Source organism: Dyadobacter psychrophilus (genome assembly GCF_900167945.1).
In the GTDB taxonomy this organism is placed as follows: domain Bacteria; phylum Bacteroidota; class Bacteroidia; order Cytophagales; family Spirosomataceae; genus Dyadobacter; species Dyadobacter psychrophilus.
Genome location: NZ_FUZA01000017.1, coordinates 1 through 17,643, shown reverse-complemented (window position 1 = coordinate 17,643; position 17,643 = coordinate 1). Strand labels below are relative to the sequence as shown.

The window sequence follows — 17,643 nt, the reverse complement described above, 5'->3', positions numbered from 1 at the left end:
TGGTAAATATATATTCAGGAACATAACAGCCAACGAAAAATGACAATCCAATTAATAAAGGGTGAGTTTCAGGTTGATGATGCCATTGAGCTGGTTACTACAATGGTCCAGATAAAAATCAAATACCATGAACGTAAAATTCATTCCCAGATGAACGAAGAAGATATTAAAAGCCGTGAAGGAAAGATAAAAAATCTTCAGCGGGAGCTTTCCGAAATGAAGGAGTACATGCAACAGGGTGGGGATAAAATCGCAATTATATCGCATATAAATGCTGGATGATCCGCAAGGATTGCCTGATTTATAGAAATGATACGGGTCACCACCCTTGAATCATCTTTTAGAGCTACGTCATTACCGATGTAAAAAACAGTGTAATGCAAATGTGGTGATAGATTTTGGTCAGGCAAACACTGTAAGATCCGGTAGCTGCCCAGAACATGCCAAAATAGAAAATTTTATATTTTTCAAAGCATCCTGTCCTTATGTATACAGCAGCGGACATAAAATTTTGTGTCCGCTGCAAAGTTTTTAACTGCGGCAGGGAAATTGACTATCTCTCAATAAGCAAATAGTGCAAGCCTTATGGAAATTACAGACAATATCACATTGATGTCCGGTATCTTCGAAGCAGAAGATGCCCGGGACATCTTATTAAGCCTGATTACAAACAATATTAACTTCCACACACTAAGAAGCTTCAGCGCGCAGGAACGCTTTGGTGTCAGTGATTGTGTAAGCGAACGACAAATCACGGCATTGTCAAAGGCCAGGTTAGAGATCCAGGATAATCTGTCATTGGCAAAATCTTTGGGGTGTAAGATATCCGTGGACTCCATTATACGAATTCGGTTACTGCCCTAGCGTCGTTAGAATAGTAAAAGCCTTAATAGGTACACTACACCTTACTTTCAGAAAAATGATAGCCGAGTGAGATTAGCAGGTTGCAATAGAAATAACAATTGAACAACTATCGATTATAGAGCAGCTATTGGCGTAGAATAGTTTTAACACCCAAATCAAAAATTGGAATGAATTCAGATATGATAAAAGCTACTTTGATCCTAACGCTAATGACGGCTATTATAACAATGGCTTTCACAACTAAGAATTTTGTTGAAAGCCAATTACTCGCGTCTTTCGGAGTAATAATTGGAGCTTATGCATCCGGTCAAATGTTAACCCAAAATGAAATCAAAATTGAAACAAATGAAAGCCAAAAAATTTAACTCGTGAAAATTGAATTTAGGATACAAGATAAACCTAATTAACAGGCCTAAATAATCCGTCCTTGTCTATTACGTTTCATTCTCTTCTCAATCACGGTCCGATGCCCATCCTCAATTTAACCACTACCTATAATGTCCTTGACTCCGGAATTTTCGTATAAGTTCGACTGGGAATCTTTTGGTAATATTCAACGAGTTGCTTTGTGCATCGCTACCTATGGTATCCTAAGTTTGAGCTTTGACAGATTATCAAGTACAACTAGCGGTATTGTTCATTTGTTTATCAAAAAAAGTATTTGTTGTTGGGTGGTCCGATGATCGATGGATGTTCCATCATCGCAAAGCCCTGAAACGACCGGTACAATCCTAACTATTGACAAGGGTACGACTAAACAAAAATACTTAACAAGAAATAAAACTTTATGAATTACTTAAATAAGACATTAATTTTATTCCTTGTTATTTCCAAAGCTTCATTCGGACAACAGAATTTATTCAATATACCATCAGGAGATATAACAATCGATAAAAAGGTTTTCTATCAACATCAACTTAATATCTATTCGGATAAGTTAGAGTCTAAGGCTCATTTTGTATATGGACTTGGCAAGGGCTGGGATGTAGGGGTGAACTTGGTGGGAAAAGGAATTTACTTTAACCCAGAATGGCGGTTATTACACAATGACAACTCACAAAAAGGTTCATTGTATCCCGTTTTGATGGGAACTATTCAAAAACAATTTGCTATTAATGAATATTTTGATATCAATTTTGGCACACAAATAGGCTATAACTTAAGCAGTAAAATACAGAAGAAAGAATTAAATTACTATAACTATGGTATCGGAATCTATCATTTCATGCAAAATAAAAGTAGAATTGTTGGTGGGATTTACCATACCAATCAAATGTTTGTTGGGCAAGGAAACACCTTTGGGGCAATGGTCGGCTATGAAATCAAACTCTCAAAAAAGTGGTATTTAATGGGTGACTGGGTAAGCGGAAGTAATGATGCTGCTGTTGCTGTAATTGGAGGAATGTATAATGTAGGTAAAAAAGTGCAAATATGTGCTGGTTGGCAAATACCAAACCTCAATACACCTAAACCTATGGGACTTGTTTTGGAACTGAACATTATGGGGTGGAACCTATATTGACAACTGAAGTGCGCCGCCTTTGGCGTTGAATTTATGAAAATAAGGGATAAAGTGGGTAATTTGGATAAGGTGATTTTTATCAGATTTTGTGTTTTTTAATAACGGTACGCGTTTCGCTTCTTGTAAAAAGCTTTCTGTTTAACATTCCCCAAGGGATCTATTATTTTTCAATTGCCTTCGCCTGTTTAGTGGTATAATAAAATTAAAACGATTAAATGCAAGTGATAATGGAACTACTACCAATAGAGGTAATTAAGATGAACCAAAAAAAGATAGACGAAATTGACAACACAATAAAGTCAATTTACAGACTGATTATCTACAGCCGGCACCACCTCGACGATGACCTATTGGACATATATTTAGAAGGAGTTAATAATCTAAAAGAACTATTGAGTATTAAAAATGCTCAAATGGAAGCTCAAAATGAAGAAGAAGCCAAGGAGTATTTACAAAACTTAAAAGTATCACTTGATTTTGTTATAGAAGAAATAATTTTGCACTATAATTTTGAAAGGGAAATGCAGTTATTTCAGCTTCTTCGTTTAGCCTCTCCCGAAACTAATGCTATCCATCCCAACCGGTACAGACAAACCTTTGTTCAAATTGGAGCCTATATTTGTCCCGATCCAACAGACGTTCCGCAATTGGTTTCTGAACTTTTTTACAAAATTCAATTCATTTCAAATCCTGTTATTAGGGCAATATATTTTCATCATGAGCTAATTAGAATTCACCCTTTTGTGGATGGAAATGGAAGAGTGACAAGAATTGCAAAAAACTGGATGCTAATGTACGAGTTATATCCCCCAATATTTATAAATGATACTCCGCAAAAAAAGGAATATATTGCTACACTTGCTAGTAGCTTTAAAGAGCTTATGAACCACCCAGGTAAATGGAATGATTACACCGAGCAGTTCTTTGAACAGGAACTTGATCGCTTGTTGGTCAATGTTACTTTACTTTATGATAGCGTCAATCTTATAGGAATAAATAGAGAAAAATCTCAGTCAAAAAATCGTGGAATAAAATAATGAAAATGAAATACAGCCACCTTATTATTATACTTTGTACCTATTCGCAAATTGTATTGGGTCAGTCAAAGCTAGTATCAATGTCAATAAGTAATGTAGATTCTACTTTAATAAATAAAGAATATACGTCCTTGGATGAGGCTCTTAAAAATCCAGAAATAGTTTACCGTTTAAATTTGAGCAACAAAAATTCAATGATGCAAAATGTTAATTGGGCTAAATTTGAAAATCTGCAATATTTAAGTCTCAAAAACGATCATTTAAAAGAAATACCTGGTGAAATTGCATTTTTACGGAATTTGAAAGTACTTGATTTAAGTGGCAACGATTTTAAAATTCTACCTAAGTCATTGAGTAATTTAACTAAATTAGAGGAACTATTTTTAAATGATGAAAAACATTTCAAGGTAGCTACTGCGATAAGGACGCTTAGCCTGTTACCAAGTCTCAAAATTTTACATTTAGAAAATGACCATTTAAAAAGGTTGCCTAAGAATATTGGTAGCTTGGCGCATTTGGAAATGCTCTACTTAAACGAAAATGACTTCAATTCTGTACCTGCTGAAATAAAGGGTTTGAGAAATTTAAAATATCTATATATCCGTGATAATAGAATAAGTCCAGATAGTCATCAAAACATTCAGAATCAAAATTATGGAATTAAAATAAAATTTTGAGTTCTAGATGTTCAGAATACTAACTAGTATTTCTAACGAAGATTTCGGTTTATTTTTTATGAATTTAATATTTGCACAAAGTTTTGAGGTTGGCATTTCAGATTTTTATGTTCTGCAATGAATACCTCCATGGCGTGACGCGCTCCTGGGCTATTTTCTGCTCATTAACATCAGCAAAGCTACAAGCATTTATATGGTTTGTAGTCTGCTGGATCTTGACAAGAGCAAAGTAGACATGATAGGTTCCAAAGCTTTCTTATACCCTGTTTTTATGGGTCGAGTTTGGCCAGGAAGTAATCATTTTGTCGCGATTTAGATTTTCCAATGATAAGTATGATGAAATTCGCTTTGATAGGCAGTTCAGACCGCACTCATATTTAAAGGGCAAACTTAAACAACATTATCCGTGGAATTCGAAATCATCATTTCACTGTTATCGCTGGTCGCTTTGGAAGCGGTTCTAGGCATTGACAACGTCATTTTTATATCTATTATCGCAGCGAAGCTCCCGGCAGATCAACAGATGAAAGCCAGGCAGTACGGTCTGGTACTTGCTGGTGTGATGCGCATTGGGCTTTTGCTTCTCATCTCACTCATTATGAGGCTTGATAAGGACTTATTTGTGGTTTATGGCGAAGGGTTTTCCGGTAAAGAGCTGGTGCTACTTGCCGGAGGTTTATTTCTGCTTTATAAGAGTTCAACTGAGATTTATCATAAAATGGAAGGGGAGGAAGGCGACCAGAGTAAACAGATAAAAGCTTCCTCATTCGTAGAAGTCCTTACGCAGATACTAATCATGGATATGGTTTTTTCCATCGACTCGATAATTACCGCCATTGGTATGGTAAGGGAAGTTTGGGTAATGTATGTGGCGGTTATTGCGACAGTGATACTGATGCTGGTAGCTGCCGAAACGATCATTAGTTTTGTAAACCGGCATCCCGCATTTAAAATGCTCGCTTTGTCATTTTTGTTACTAATTGGCTTTTCGTTGGTGAGTGAGGGTTTCGGGCTTGAAATCCCAAAGGGTTACATTTACTTCTCTATGGCATTTTCGCTGCTGGTTGATGTGTTTCAGATACGCATGAACAAATCAAAAAGCACTCCGGTAAAAACCCATGAACATTACCAGCAAACAGAAGATCGCCTGCTATCATAGTTGGTAAAAAGTACGAGTAATCCACAAGCTTATCTTACGTGCAATATCAAACATTTCCAATACTTTATGAAAACAATACTGGTCCCTATTGATTTCTCAAAAAATTCACAAAAAGTACTGAAAGCGGCCAAAGTAATTTCGGATAAAACAGGCGCTGAATTGGCCATTATGCATACCTCCCAGTCTGCGGATAAGGGCATTGCAATACCAATCACAGAGGGTACGCGTGTAATTTTCAACGAATTGGAAAACTCGTACAAGCAGCAACTGGACGAATATGTAGCTGGCGTTCAGTCAGAAGGATATCAGGTGCACGGTATTTGGGAGTCGGATGCGGTCCAGACTGCGATATTGCGGCAGGCAGATGAGATCAATGCTGATCTGATTGTCATTGGCCGGACAGGGCAGGGGACATTTATGGATAAACTGATCGGCAGTTTGTCAGCCCGTGTTGCGTTGGATGCGCTCTGTCCTGTCTTGGTTATCCCGCCCCAGGCTACAGTAAAGGAGTTTAAAAATATTGTATATGCTACGCGGTTTGACCCGCGAGAAACTGAGATTTTGCATCAGATAAAGGCGCTGGCAAAGCAGCTTGGTGCCAAACTTATCCTGGTTCACATTAATCCGTTCCACCAGCTTGGGAGCCATACAAATGAAGAGCATATGCTAAGAAACATCCAGGAGCTCGATATAGCAGATATGGACGTTGTTATCGCACAGGATATAAATTTTATTGAGGGTATTAGAAGGTATTGTTACCAGGAAGGCGCTGACTTATTAGTTGTTTCTACCCGTGAAAGAGGCTTTTTAGAACAGTATATCACAAATCCAAGTATGACAAAAAGATTGGTTGTGGAAACGCGTCTGCCCTTACTCGTATACCATATCAGGTAAGTGGCTTTCGTTTTAAGTTGATTGTATACTTAGCACAGTTTAGTAGGCAGTCTTATGTGGTCTGATCAAAACAAGAAACGTTTGGCCGGCCGAATCTCCAGATTGGGAGAGGGCATACGGGTGCAAAACGCCAACAACGCACACCATTATCACCACCATTATTCTAGAAAATTAAAATGTGCCAGCTACAAAGCATATATTGGTAGCCGTGGCTGACCGGCACTTTGTATTACATCCTTCGACTCTGGGCTACCGGGCAATAACCACCGGGCAGTATTTAATCTTGATGTTTGTTTAGATTTTAGAATTGTTTAGTCCAGCAATCCCGCACTCCATTGGAGAGCATATGCTATTTTAAAATATTTCGTTTTCAGCTCGATGAGTTTTTGCCGGGCTTCCAGCGCTTTATTTTCACGGCTGTTGATCAGGAATAACGAGCTTTCACCATTGGAAAACCGAACTTCTTCGGCCTTCACCAGTTGCTGGTAGTTTGCATAGTTCAAATTTTGCAGGCTGATCTGCTGCCTAAGCGCATTAAACTCATTGTAGTATTGTCTGACTTTCACTTCCAGCTCCAGCTGTTTTTGCATTCGTCCCAGCCTGGTCTCCTGGATTTTGAGCTGCGCCTTCTTGTATTCCCCGCGTCCTGCTGAAAGCCGCAGGGGTATTTCAAACTTGAATCCGTACTGGTAGTTGTTATCAAAAATTGCGTACTCTCCGGCGCTTGCCAGTGCATTATACCCTTTGCTCAGGTGGTTGTATCGGAAATCGGCTTTTGGTAAAAGTTGTTGGAATTTGAGCTTTTTTTCAATGTCCAGGGCACGTAGCTTAAAATCATAACTACGCATTTCAGGATGTGTTTGTGCGGCCGTCAAAAGCAGACTGGACAGGTCTAGCTCGAAGTCTTTTATGTTTTGTTCATTGTCCCAGTCGGCGGGAGGTACAACCGCTTCAGGCAGCGTAAATGGCTCGCCCGCATCATTCCATAGAAACGCAGAAAGCCGCAGACCTGCATTGCGAAATTCAAGCTGATACTGATTTTGTTGATATTGAAAGCTCTGTAACTGGGCCAATGTTTCAATGGTGTCAATGGCAGCACGCTCGCCATTGAGCAGCGACTTGCGGACAAAATCAAGCCGCTGCGTGTTGATTTCAACATTAGCCTTAACAATCAGAGACTGATTGTAGTAACCGACCCACTGCCAATACGCATCCATGGTATCCATCAACAAATCATTCAGCACCAGTTTTTGCTCGGTATCAGCCAGGGACCTGAAAATGCGGGCTTGCTTCAAGAATGCCCGCCGCTTGTCCATGACCAGGTCCCGTGCCAGGGGAACGCTCACACCCAGGAAAGCCGATTGTCCTTTGGTTATCGTCGGGTCGAGCCGCTCCCCGGTGTAGTTATCTACGCCGCTGTGCACTTCGATCCCATACCAGGTAGGAATGGTGATTTCGGGCGAGGTCGCGTTGTAATAATTAGTTCCCTCAAAACGCTTGCGCGATACGTAAGCACCCAGGATGGGATCAAACCCGCCGCGGGCGATCAACAGGTCGGCCTGGGCCTTATCAATATGGATACCAGCCTGTATGGCCACTGGGTGAAACTTTCGCACCAGCTCCATGACTTGCGCCGCATTTAATGTTTTGGTAGAATCCTGCGATTTCGCCGGGGTTAAAACCGTCAGCCCAACCAGAAGGCCTAATTGTATTGCCAAGCTTCTCATAATTCAGCCTCATTTTATTTTTCTTTACCCGAACCTTTGGACCCGGGCTCCTTCAAAGTGTAATAATCCGGTGGGAATCCGTTGATGTTACGCCATAGCTCGTACCAAAGGGGGACGTCTTTCAGAAGGGCAATCCCTTGCGCCCCTGTTCCCAGTTTCAGTTGCTGCGGCCAGGGCCGGTCAGTGGCATCTTCGGCCACAAGCACCCTGAACATCCCATTGGTGCTGATCGTGTGCTCGAATGCGACCACCTTTCCGCCAAAGGTCCCGTAACTGTTCTGGGGCCAGCCGCTGAATATGATAGCGGGGAAGCCATCAAACATGAACCTGACTTTTTGCCCGGTGCTGACCAGCGGCAAGTCTACCGGGCGCACATACATTTCCACCGCATAGTTTACCCGTGTCGGAACGATCACCGTGATACGTTCCCCGTCTTTGAGTATCTCCCCAATACCCGCCTTATTTGCCTGGACGATCTGGCCATCCTGCGGGGCCAGGATAACATACATGCCATTTCGAATGGTGTAGTTGGCAACCTGGTTTTCCAGTTTGGCCATTTCCCCCTGTCCGGATGCGATATTGCTCAGGCTCTGCAACCGGTCGCCTTCTGCCTTGCTGATCTTTTCGGTATATTCCTGCTGCACGCCGTTTTGTTCGATCTTTACAATGAGCATCTCCTGCCTGGTCTGTGCTATCTTATTCTCGGCAGCTATTTTTTTAGCCAACGCATTCTGAAACGTGGTGTTGCGCTGCTGGAGCTGAGTCTGTGAAACCAGCCCCTGCTCGAACATTTTCTGCTGGCGCTCGTACTGATCTTTGGTCAGGTTAAATTCATTGGTGATGGCTTCCAGCTCAGCCTGCTCGCCTGTGAGCTTGTTGTTAAGCTGGCCCAGCTTGTTTTCAAGTTGACTGATCTTAAAAGTTTGCGCGGAGCTGAGGGCTTCCATCTGCGAGACGGAGGTGGCCGCTTTTCCTTTATAGAAATTGATTGCACCTTTTTTTGCTTCCACCTGCTGCTGGGTACGGCTGACCAGATTGGGGTCCAGATAGTCTTCTTTGATCTCCGAGATTTGCAAGATCGTGTCGCCTTTTTTTACGAAGTCCCCTTCCTTGACAGCCCATCTGACGATTTTACCCGGAATAGGGGAGTTAATGTTTTGAGGGCGCTGTTCCTGGTAAAGCGAAGTAATGTCGCCCCGGGCCTTGATGTTCTGTGTCCATGGTAAAAACAGCGTCAGTCCCAGCAGGATAACGATGCCGTAAAACCAATACCTGACCTTGCTTTCCTGGTCCTGCAGGTAAATGGTATCCAGGGATTTGAGCGGGATTTTATAAGAAAGCGGATCCATCTTCTACGTTTGGTGTTATAGTGGCTGTTGCGTTACTGAGTACAATATGGTAGTCGCACTGTGCTAGAAATCCGGGGTCACTGCTTGCAATAACTACCGTGGACTGGCCGCGTTTACTGGCCAAGTACCCCATCATTTTCTGCTTTTCAGGTCCGCCCATGCCCTCCCAGGGATCTTCCAGTAGTAAAAGGAGCGGATTGTCCAGCAAAGCCCTGAGCAGGGAAATGCGTTTGACATATTGACTTGGCAGGTTCTTGCCGTTGGGGGCTACCTGGGTTTCAAACCCTTCAGGCAATGCGTCCAAAAATCCAGAAAGGCCGGTCTTCTCGGCCAGATTTACTATTTCCTGCGAGCTGATATGGTTTCGGCCCACAAGAATATTTTCCAGAACCGATCCGATAAATATATCCTTTTCATTCAGGTACAGACTTAGTCTTTTGCGAAGCGACGGCAACCGGTAATTTCTGAGGGGCACCTTATTGATCAGTAAAGAGCCGGAGAATTGCTGAAAGTGTCCGGCGAGTATCTTTAAGAAAGTGGATTTGCCTGACATGCCGGTTGCATATACGCCTACCAGGCTCCCTGATGGAATATGAATGTTGACACCGCTGAATATTGTCTTACCGCTGGGGAATGCAAAAGAAAAATCAATCAGATCAATGCCGATGCCTTTTTCAACTGAGTCCAAAGTAATGCTTCCCGTTTGTTCAGAGAGGTTTTCAGTAATGGTCGCAAGCTTTTCCAGGCCAGTGACCACATCGTATACACTATCTAAATTGATGATCAATTTCTCAACTGCATTGATCACGGTCAACACCACGATTTCAGCCGCAATGAATTCACCAACATTGATTTCCTGTTCGAGCAAAAGGTAAGAGCCTCCTGCCAGCATCGCCAAGGTGATGGCCACTTTGGTGATCATGAGTGTTTTATATTGAAAAAGTAACACACCGAAATGGTCTGTACGCGATTGCAGGTACTTGCTTACGTTCGTATCGGTCCTAGTCAAATTGAAATGGGCATCATAGGCAAGCTTAAAGGGATTGTTAATTCTTGCCATTTCTTCAAGCCAGCCGACGGTCTTGTACTTATTGACGCTCTCTTGCAGGGAAGTCTTTAAACCGTTTGCGCCCGTTAGTCGGAAAATCAGCGAAAGCACCAATAGCAGGGATAGTCCAAAAAGAATGAAGAAAGGATGGTAAATTGACAGTAAGGCCAGACCGAAAACGATCTGGATACTGGCAATAGGGACTTCAAGTAATAGTTTGGAGATACCTTTATGTACGCTCAATACATCGAAAAACCGGTTCACTTTTTCCGGCAGATAGAACCCGTCCGTTTTTATCAGGTCGAACCGGGGGATTTTGTCAGCGAATTCAAAAGCATAACGCGTGAAAATCTTTTGCTGTATTTTTTCAATGATCTTCATTTGATTGATCTGCATCAGGCCGACAGCGGCCACCCCGATTACGACTAACGTAATCAATACATAAATGGAAGTGACCATCGAGGCCCCCAGGACAAAGCTGATAATAGCTTGAATACCAAGTGGTAGGCTTAAATTGACTACTCCGCTCAATATTGCATAGAAGTAGATCGATCCAATATCGGACCTGTCTGTTAAGATTAAGTCCCATAGCCGTTTAAAGGGCTTTATTTTCTCCATTGTCTTATCATTCTATTTTATGCAAATATACTGTTACTAATTTAAATAGTAGTATTACTATTGTTTAAATATTTATTTAACTATTTGCAATACAAAAGCTATTTTTAGCTTGTGTTACACTAATTTCAAATTTTGCTCGATATGAATTTTCATCTAAGCTTTCACTTAAACGAAAAAGTCTACCTGCGGGACCCTGAAAGCAGTGAGCTTGGTAAACGATTGATAAAAAGCGCGATAGACCTGATTTATGAACTTGGCTTTGAGCATTTTACATTCAAAAAGCTTGCGTTAGAGGTCAATACGACCGAAGCGACAATTTACCGGTACTTTGAAAACAAACACCGCTTACTACTTTACATATTGAACTGGTATTGGAGCTACATGGAGTTTCTGGTCATGTTTAGACTGCAGAATATGACGGATCCGAAAGAAAAATTGAAGACCATTATCGAGCTGCTCACCCAGGAACTTCCAGAAAGTAGTGGCATGATGGATTACAATAAAAGGTACCTCAACCAGATCATCATTTCGGAAAGCAGTAAAGTGTACCTGGTAAAGGAAGTTAAAGAGATCAATAAGTCAGAGGTTTTTAAACCCTATAAAGACTTGTGTGCTAAAATTGCCGAGGTCGTCACAGAATATAATCCTGACTATCAGTATCCCAGGTCCCTGAGCAGCACCTTGATAGAGACATCGCATTTTCAGCAGTTTTTCAGCAACTATCTTCCCAAGCTGACAGACGTTGGTGCGTTGGGCCAGAAAGACTACACAGCCTTATTTCTAAGCAATCTGCTTTTTACGGTACTAGGTGACCAAAGTTTGAAATAAGAGATTGATGAAAAGCAGCAATCATAAGGGCTGGATAACATATCCAAACAACACGATCTGAAACCTTCAAAATCAGGATAACTACTTTGCCCGCAAATACTTTGAGGCCAAACCGATTTAAGGATTACTTTTCAAACTCGATTAGCTGGTGAGATCTCTGACTACTTTGCCTTATTGCTGTCGCTATAATTAGATTATAGTCCGCTTTTTTTGCTTTTTTATTCAGAAATGCAGGGATGCATTAATTTTCCGTTAAGGTGTCCCCTATATAACTACCTGCAAAAAAGACCAGCTTCGATTTTGGTGGAAAATTCGGTGAAACATTTGGACGAAAGTGGGGAAGTATGGCGGTTTTTTCTTTATGAAGACAAGACAAACCCGCAGTCTAGTCCTGCGTACTGGGATGAATATTTTACTAAGATTAAATTTCTTTCCAAGTTTGAAGTTGATGAGATATTAGATGACAGGCGAGTAATAAGACCAGTTGTTTGGAACAACGTTATCGACTCTATGCCACAAGATGATAGGCCTTTACAAGTGCTATCAAGTAAAGAGGATGGTGAAAAGCAGGCATCTGCAACCTACAATAGCATTGATGATGGAGATTATCAGCCGGGTTTTTATATGCTAGATGAAAATCGTGATGAAGTGCTAGTTACCTTCAAGGTATGTTGGTGGGCATATGATGACTACCTACCATATTAATTAAGCCCCATTTAGGGGCTTAATTTCTTGATATCTGAAAGAGTTTCGCCTTGTTAAAAAGCAATTCGTCGAGGTCGTCCATTGAAAGGTGCAAAAGGCTTGCCAATTCTTGTTTCGTGTAATTCAGATCATTGAGGTACAGTTCAACGATATCACTCAAAATTGTTGGTTTTTCAGGCTCAAATAGTTCCGGCTCACCGAAAGTACGGTAACCATTGGCTGAAAAGCCCTTCATCATATAATAATATTGGTCTTGGGTTATTGTACCCAAATCTTTTGCTTTTCGGGCGATAGAAGCCATTGATGTTTTCCAGTACCTTTTTAGATCAGTCAATGTGCTAGAATTGAGCTTGTTCAAATACGGCTTTATGTCTTGGCTTGGCATTAGTAGTTCGCTTGCAAATTCGTGTGCTTCCTGCTCTTCGTCACGGCCATGATCCTTCTTGCCCCAGTGTAACACTAAGTGCCCCAGCTCGTGGGCAAGTGTAAATCTAAGCCGGTCTGAGGTTCGTCTGTTGTTAAGGAATATGACAGGGTACTTAATGTCTGAGTATGTGCTAAAACCATCCTTTTCACCAAGATCAAGTAGCATCACTAAAATTCCATTGTCTTCAACCAATTCAGTTAAGTTGTTGATGCGGCCTTTGGGTATTTTCCATTTATCCCTAACAAATAAAGCGGCCATAGCTGGATTGCCGCCATCTACATCAATATCCCAACTGGGCACATTAGGCTCCGGCAGCTCGACGGCAGTCTGTAAAGTCGTAAAAATGCGTTCAACAATGGTCATTTTGGCCAAATACATCTTTGATGCTTTATCTGATATGGACTGTTTTGACCGGTAATGTCCTCGAACATAGAAGTAAGGCTCCTGAGCAAAAAAATCGACTGGATAGTTTAGTGCCTTACTAAATAGTTCTATTAAATATTCAGGCGCAGAGAGCTGGCCTAGTTCAATTTTGGAAATAGTGCCTTGGGCAACCCCTGATTTTTCAGAAAGTTGCTTTTGAGTATACCCGCGAGATTCTCGGGCGAGGGTTAATGTTTTTTCATTGAATTTCATACTTAGTCATTCGTGCCAGATTTCCTGATGTTGAGTGTTTTGTAGATTTCATCATCGGAGAGTTTTAGCTTAACCTTTCTTTTGCGCCCTTCGTTTCTTTCAAAGACTGATAGTTGTTCGCTGCTATTGCGACGATCCAATTCATATGACCAATGAAGAACATTCTCATTATCAGGGCATAATAAATATATTCCCCTAATTGAAGTCCAGTTCTCGTCAGGCAAGTATCCAGCAAAAAGTAATGTTGGACTTGCGGGAAACCCTTGAATTTCCCCTTGCCTCATATAGCTGATATACTGATTTGTTTTACGGCAGCTAATTTTGCGGCTCTCATTGATTTTGTTGAACCGTATAAATATGTCATCGTTTACCTTGACGCCGAATATGTTGTTCCATTTGTCAACCTCAAACACATTACTATTGAGAAACTTTTCAGTCACATGAGATTTTAGGTGGTCATGTATGATATTAGCCTTGGTCCTATTTTCATAGGAGACAGGCCTGCCAAATTGATTGGCCAAATCGCACATAGTCAGATGTTCAGCAAAACTACTTTGGATGCAATCAGCCAAGTCGTCATACATCGGTGATACGATTTCATGCGCTTCTGCATAAGTTAAGATTTTTCTCATTTTGGTATAAGTTCGTTTAGGACAAAGCTAGTCGAATTTCCAAAAATTAAATGAAAAATATTCCAAAATATTTAAAAAAAATATTCCAAAATGAAGGCGTTAAATATTCCAGAAACACTTCATGCTAGCTTAGATGGGTTTCCTGGCATAAGTAAGGTTTGCTCGATCTATTGAAAGCCTAGCGCTTAGCGTGGGATAATTACTAGCTTCGCAGCTTCTGGATCCTGGAAGGCGTTGGACTGGATTAATTCGTTTTCCATATTGAGCTGATCTTCCCCATAGATATACGAACTGAACTCAAAGGTCCTTAGAAGCATGCGGATGTAGGGAGTGGGATCATACTGACGGGTGAGCTTTCGTAATGCACCCATGTAGTCTTCTCGGTAAACAGTAGGAATTATGATTTTTGAAAGACTTTTTGACGAGAGTTCAGCATTCATCATCACCCTTGCAATCCTACCATTTCCATCAAGAAAGGGGTGAACTTCACTGATCATAAACATCATATAAGCTGCCTTGGCAAAGGGATCCTTAAGAAGGGAATACCAGTCAAATCCTTTTTTTAAGGTGCCTGCGACCAATTGCCAATCTACAAATTCAGTGTTGCCTGCCCGGTTATTTTTATCCTTGAACTGTCCTGGCTTTTTGGAGATGCGGGCTCGTAGTAATGTAGCATGTCTGTTTCTTAACAGCTGTAATAGCTCATCAGGCGAACTGGGAGTTATCGACATTTCCCTCCGGTCTGAGACGATTTGATAAGTACCTAATATATCGTGAGAATCTTCGTCCCGTTCAGGCAGCGGCGTTTCGGTTTGAATAATTTGTTGCGCTTCATTAACAGCAAATTCGGTTCCCTCAATGTAGTTAGAAAAGTAACTCTCGAAAAACCCGAAATTTCGATATGCTATCAGCGAGAGGTTTTTATCGGCATAAGCAGGAAATGTTTTACCGCTTAAAGCTTGATATAGTATCTCGAATAGCTTGATTCTTTGTGGGTCAAATGGCTCTCCGAGCGATCGTGCTATGGCAACAGGCGAATGGAGGCTCCTAGAATCGCCGGTATTCAAAAGCGTACTTATCACAAGGTTAAGTTTCGAAAACTCCTTTTCCATGCCTAAAATGGGAGCCAGTCTTCGAGCTTCGTCCCGGATAGCATTAACTGCTTCTTCGCCCCTGGATCTAATGATTAGATCGAGCCTTTCCTCAATGTCAGAGATCGGAAGCGTTTTAGAAAGATCGTTTCTCGTTCTGGTCTCTTGCATATTTTCCAAAAAGGCTCGTGCTTCCTGTGAAGCATATAGGTTTTCAAAAAATACATTGTCATTTTCTTGTCGAACCGGCCCTTGCTGGAAATGGATTGTGAGACCAGGTAAGTGGTTTTTTCTTGTGTAGCTGTATGTAACAAAGATATGCTCACCGTTCACCGGCTTAAACTCCAATGCACTACGGTGACTTAAAATTGCGCCTGGGAACTGATTGGATAGAATCCTAAACCAATTTCTTTTAATAATAACCTCGGGATGCTCTTGTAGGTTTGATGTGTAGATACGTGGAGCTATCTTAAGTATCACACCCTTTTTCTCTAATGCACTAATTTTAGCAGATTCAGCTTTATTAGAGGATCCAAAAAGCATCTCTTGTAATCTAATCATAAGAATTCTTTCCATTAACTAATGCAAAATAAGCATTTTACTGGAAATTTTTCTAATAAATCACGATAATGTAAGAAAATTTTCTATTAAACTGAATTTTGCTTGAAATCTAAACAATAGGAATCTACATGCTAGGACAGTGAAGTAGATAGTCATCTGCAACTTTCCTTTTTTTGCGGTCTGACCGCCTTTACATTGCTTGTAATTCAAAGGTTGGCTGCAAAACACTGAAAAACAGCATACTTATTAATCGATCGATGCTGTCCTACCGAAATTTTTAACAGTGAAATACCTTTGGGTTGTTCCTAAATCAAGAACAATGATGCGAAACAATTATAAAGGTGACTGGATAGAACATCCAGTGATCGAAATCACAAACGGAAGGCAGCGTGGGACAGGGCACAGAAACCGCAAAACAAGAAAAAGAAGGAGTATGTATGGGTTCCTATAGACTATGAAGACGAGGCTAGGCCCGGAGTAGTTATTTATGACGAGGAAACTCTTTTCAAGAAAGAGCTAAGCAAGTACTATCTACAACCTGTAATAGAAGGTTTAATAGTCATATGAGGTGGCTCCAAAAAGCGGCACACATTTTTGCACAACCTGATGCAAAATGGGAGTTCAGAAGGGGAGCAAAACCAGAAAGAGTTACGATGCTGATTTTAAGCAGGAAGTAGCGAGAATGTTGGCTTCTGGAAGAAGCGCGAAGGAAATCTCGGAGACGTTTGGAATTGCTGAAAATCTTCTATATCGTTGGAAGAGAATGGCAACTATGAAGACAAAAACAAAGAATGTGGAGAGTGAAGGTAGTAAGGCTGCAAAACTTGCTGCTGAAAATGCTAGGCTACGAGCGGAAGTTGAACGCCTGAAAACCGACCGTGAAATCTTAAAAAAGGCGTTGGGTCTCTTCAGCACGTCCGACTGAGAGACGTCTATGACTTAATAATATCACTTTCGAGGACAAATAAGGTAAGTTATCTGTGTTCGCTTTTTGAAGTAAGCCGCACAGCTTATTACCGGTACCGGCGAGGAGAAAGTTATAATGCGGACAAAAAATACAACCGCCCAAAGCATGAAATACGGATCGAGTTTATCCGTAATTTGAAGCGATATGGCAGTCGACGTATCAAAGAATCCTTGAAACAAAAAGGCATCAAGATTAGTCGCCGAAAAGTCGCTGAAATCATGCGAAAAGAGGGTTTAAGGGCTATTCAACCACCTAGGTTTATTCCAAGGACAACTGATAGTAAACACGGAAAACGAGTTTGTCCAAACCTTCTGCTTAACCAGTCAAAGCCAGATCGACCCAATGCAGCTTGGACATCGGACATTACTTACATGCCTTTGAAAGGCGGGAAGTGGGCTTATCTCTGCACCTGGATGGATTTGTATTCCCGGCAAATTGTTAGCTGGCAATTGGCTGACAATATGCAAGAAAGTCTTGTCAGGGAACCGTTGTCGAGAGCACTGTTGAAGCGCAGGGCCAAACCTGGTATGATCGTGCACTCGGATCGTGGCGGACAATATTTATCACGGGAAATGAAGAAAGTAATAAAAACTTTCAAACTGAGACAAAGCATGTCCCGTGCCGATGACCCATACGACAACGCATGGGCGGAGTCGTTCTGGAGTAGGCTGAAGGCCGAATTAGATATGCCCAGAGGTGGTTATGAGAGCATTGAAAGATTGAAGTCTGCTCTATTTGAATACATCGAGGGATATTATAATACAAGAAGACTGCATTCGTCTTTGAACTATTTGAATCCCGCAGCATTTGAGGCCGAATATTACCGACAAACGGGATAAGAATTGAAGTTTTAAATATTTACTAACCCGCAAAAGTGTAAACCAAAAGGGAACCACGTCAA

Annotated in this window: 17 protein-coding genes; 11 read left to right on the top strand and 6 right to left on the bottom strand. The window is 41.2% G+C overall.

From position 1 onward, the window contains the following. Positions 1-39: 39 nt before the first annotated feature. The 7 genes from B5X68_RS27815 to B5X68_RS27780 all read left to right on the top strand — a co-directional run bounded on the left by B5X68_RS27815 (position 40) and on the right by B5X68_RS27780 (position 6,153). Positions 40-282 (top strand): hypothetical protein, encoded by a 243-nt coding sequence (locus B5X68_RS27815; RefSeq protein WP_082218049.1) that lies wholly within the window; start codon positions 40-42, stop codon positions 280-282. Positions 283-1,031: 749 nt separating this feature from the next. Further along, a complete protein-coding gene (locus B5X68_RS27805; protein WP_082218047.1) occupies positions 1,032-1,229 on the top strand; it encodes a hypothetical protein in 198 nt (65 codons plus the stop codon). A gap of 422 nt (positions 1,230-1,651) precedes the next feature. Continuing rightward, entirely contained in the window at positions 1,652-2,386 is a 735-nt protein-coding gene (locus B5X68_RS27800) for a hypothetical protein (RefSeq protein WP_082218046.1), read from the top strand. 227 nt (positions 2,387-2,613) lie between these two features. Then, positions 2,614-3,423, top strand: a complete 810-nt coding sequence (locus B5X68_RS27795) for a Fic family protein (protein WP_170916753.1) — start codon at positions 2,614-2,616, stop codon at positions 3,421-3,423. Between the two features lie 80 nt (positions 3,424-3,503). Then, positions 3,504-4,100: a leucine-rich repeat domain-containing protein gene (locus B5X68_RS27790; RefSeq protein ID WP_170916752.1), complete on the top strand. Its 597-nt coding sequence runs from the start codon at positions 3,504-3,506 to the stop codon at positions 4,098-4,100. A gap of 406 nt (positions 4,101-4,506) precedes the next feature. After that, on the top strand, positions 4,507-5,259 hold the full coding sequence (locus B5X68_RS27785; protein ID WP_082218043.1) for a TerC family protein: 753 nt from the start codon (positions 4,507-4,509) through the stop codon (positions 5,257-5,259). Between the two features lie 66 nt (positions 5,260-5,325). Then, positions 5,326-6,153 carry a universal stress protein gene (locus tag B5X68_RS27780; protein WP_082218042.1) on the top strand — a complete coding sequence of 276 codons (828 nt, stop codon included), beginning with the start codon at positions 5,326-5,328 and terminating at the stop codon, positions 6,151-6,153. Positions 6,154-6,464: 311 nt separating this feature from the next. On the opposite strand, the gene B5X68_RS27775 is transcribed toward B5X68_RS27780, so the two are convergent. Genes B5X68_RS27775 through B5X68_RS27765 form a run of 3 tightly spaced genes read right to left on the bottom strand, consistent with a single transcriptional unit; the run spans position 6,465 to position 10,895 of the window. After that, the gene (locus B5X68_RS27775) at positions 6,465-7,880 is read right to left on the bottom strand and encodes a TolC family protein (RefSeq protein WP_082218041.1); all 1,416 of its coding nucleotides are present in this window, start codon (positions 7,878-7,880) and stop codon (positions 6,465-6,467) included. Positions 7,881-7,894: 14 nt separating this feature from the next. Further along, a complete protein-coding gene (locus B5X68_RS27770; protein ID WP_082218040.1) occupies positions 7,895-9,229 on the bottom strand; it encodes an HlyD family secretion protein in 1,335 nt (444 codons plus the stop codon). Further along, positions 9,210-10,895: an ATP-binding cassette domain-containing protein gene (locus tag B5X68_RS27765; RefSeq protein ID WP_082218039.1), complete on the bottom strand. Its 1,686-nt coding sequence runs from the start codon at positions 10,893-10,895 to the stop codon at positions 9,210-9,212. Before B5X68_RS27765 ends, B5X68_RS27770 begins: the two co-directional genes overlap by 20 nt. 141 nt (positions 10,896-11,036) lie before the next feature. Here B5X68_RS27765 and B5X68_RS27760 point away from each other — a divergent pair, with 141 nt between their 5' ends. Continuing rightward, positions 11,037-11,723, top strand: a complete 687-nt coding sequence (locus B5X68_RS27760) for a TetR/AcrR family transcriptional regulator (protein WP_082218038.1) — start codon at positions 11,037-11,039, stop codon at positions 11,721-11,723. Between the two features lie 303 nt (positions 11,724-12,026). Beyond that, positions 12,027-12,428, top strand: coding sequence for a hypothetical protein (locus B5X68_RS27755; protein ID WP_141110447.1), 402 nt, complete (start codon positions 12,027-12,029; stop codon positions 12,426-12,428). Between the two features lie 19 nt (positions 12,429-12,447). Here the strand turns inward: B5X68_RS27755 and B5X68_RS27750 are convergent, their stop codons facing one another. The 3 genes from B5X68_RS27750 to B5X68_RS27740 form a co-directional block, all read right to left on the bottom strand. Continuing rightward, entirely contained in the window at positions 12,448-13,491 is a 1,044-nt protein-coding gene (locus B5X68_RS27750) for a helix-turn-helix domain-containing protein (protein WP_082218036.1), read from the bottom strand. Positions 13,492-13,493: 2 nt separating this feature from the next. Then, positions 13,494-14,123, bottom strand: coding sequence for a hypothetical protein (locus tag B5X68_RS27745; RefSeq protein ID WP_082218035.1), 630 nt, complete (start codon positions 14,121-14,123; stop codon positions 13,494-13,496). A 185-nt stretch (positions 14,124-14,308) separates the two neighbouring features. Further along, positions 14,309-15,790: a Fic family protein gene (locus tag B5X68_RS27740; RefSeq protein WP_082218034.1), complete on the bottom strand. Its 1,482-nt coding sequence runs from the start codon at positions 15,788-15,790 to the stop codon at positions 14,309-14,311. 598 nt (positions 15,791-16,388) lie between these two features. On the opposite strand from B5X68_RS27740, the gene B5X68_RS27735 reads away from it, so the two are divergent. Together B5X68_RS27735 and B5X68_RS27730 are read left to right on the top strand one after the other, a co-directional pair. Beyond that, complete coding sequence (locus B5X68_RS27735) at positions 16,389-16,700, top strand: transposase (protein ID WP_082218033.1); 312 nt, start codon at positions 16,389-16,391, stop codon at positions 16,698-16,700. Continuing rightward, on the top strand, positions 16,697-17,581 hold the full coding sequence (locus B5X68_RS27730; protein ID WP_082218032.1) for an IS3 family transposase: 885 nt from the start codon (positions 16,697-16,699) through the stop codon (positions 17,579-17,581). The genes B5X68_RS27735 and B5X68_RS27730 overlap by 4 nt, the downstream gene beginning before the upstream one ends. Positions 17,582-17,643: the final 62 nt, after the last annotated feature.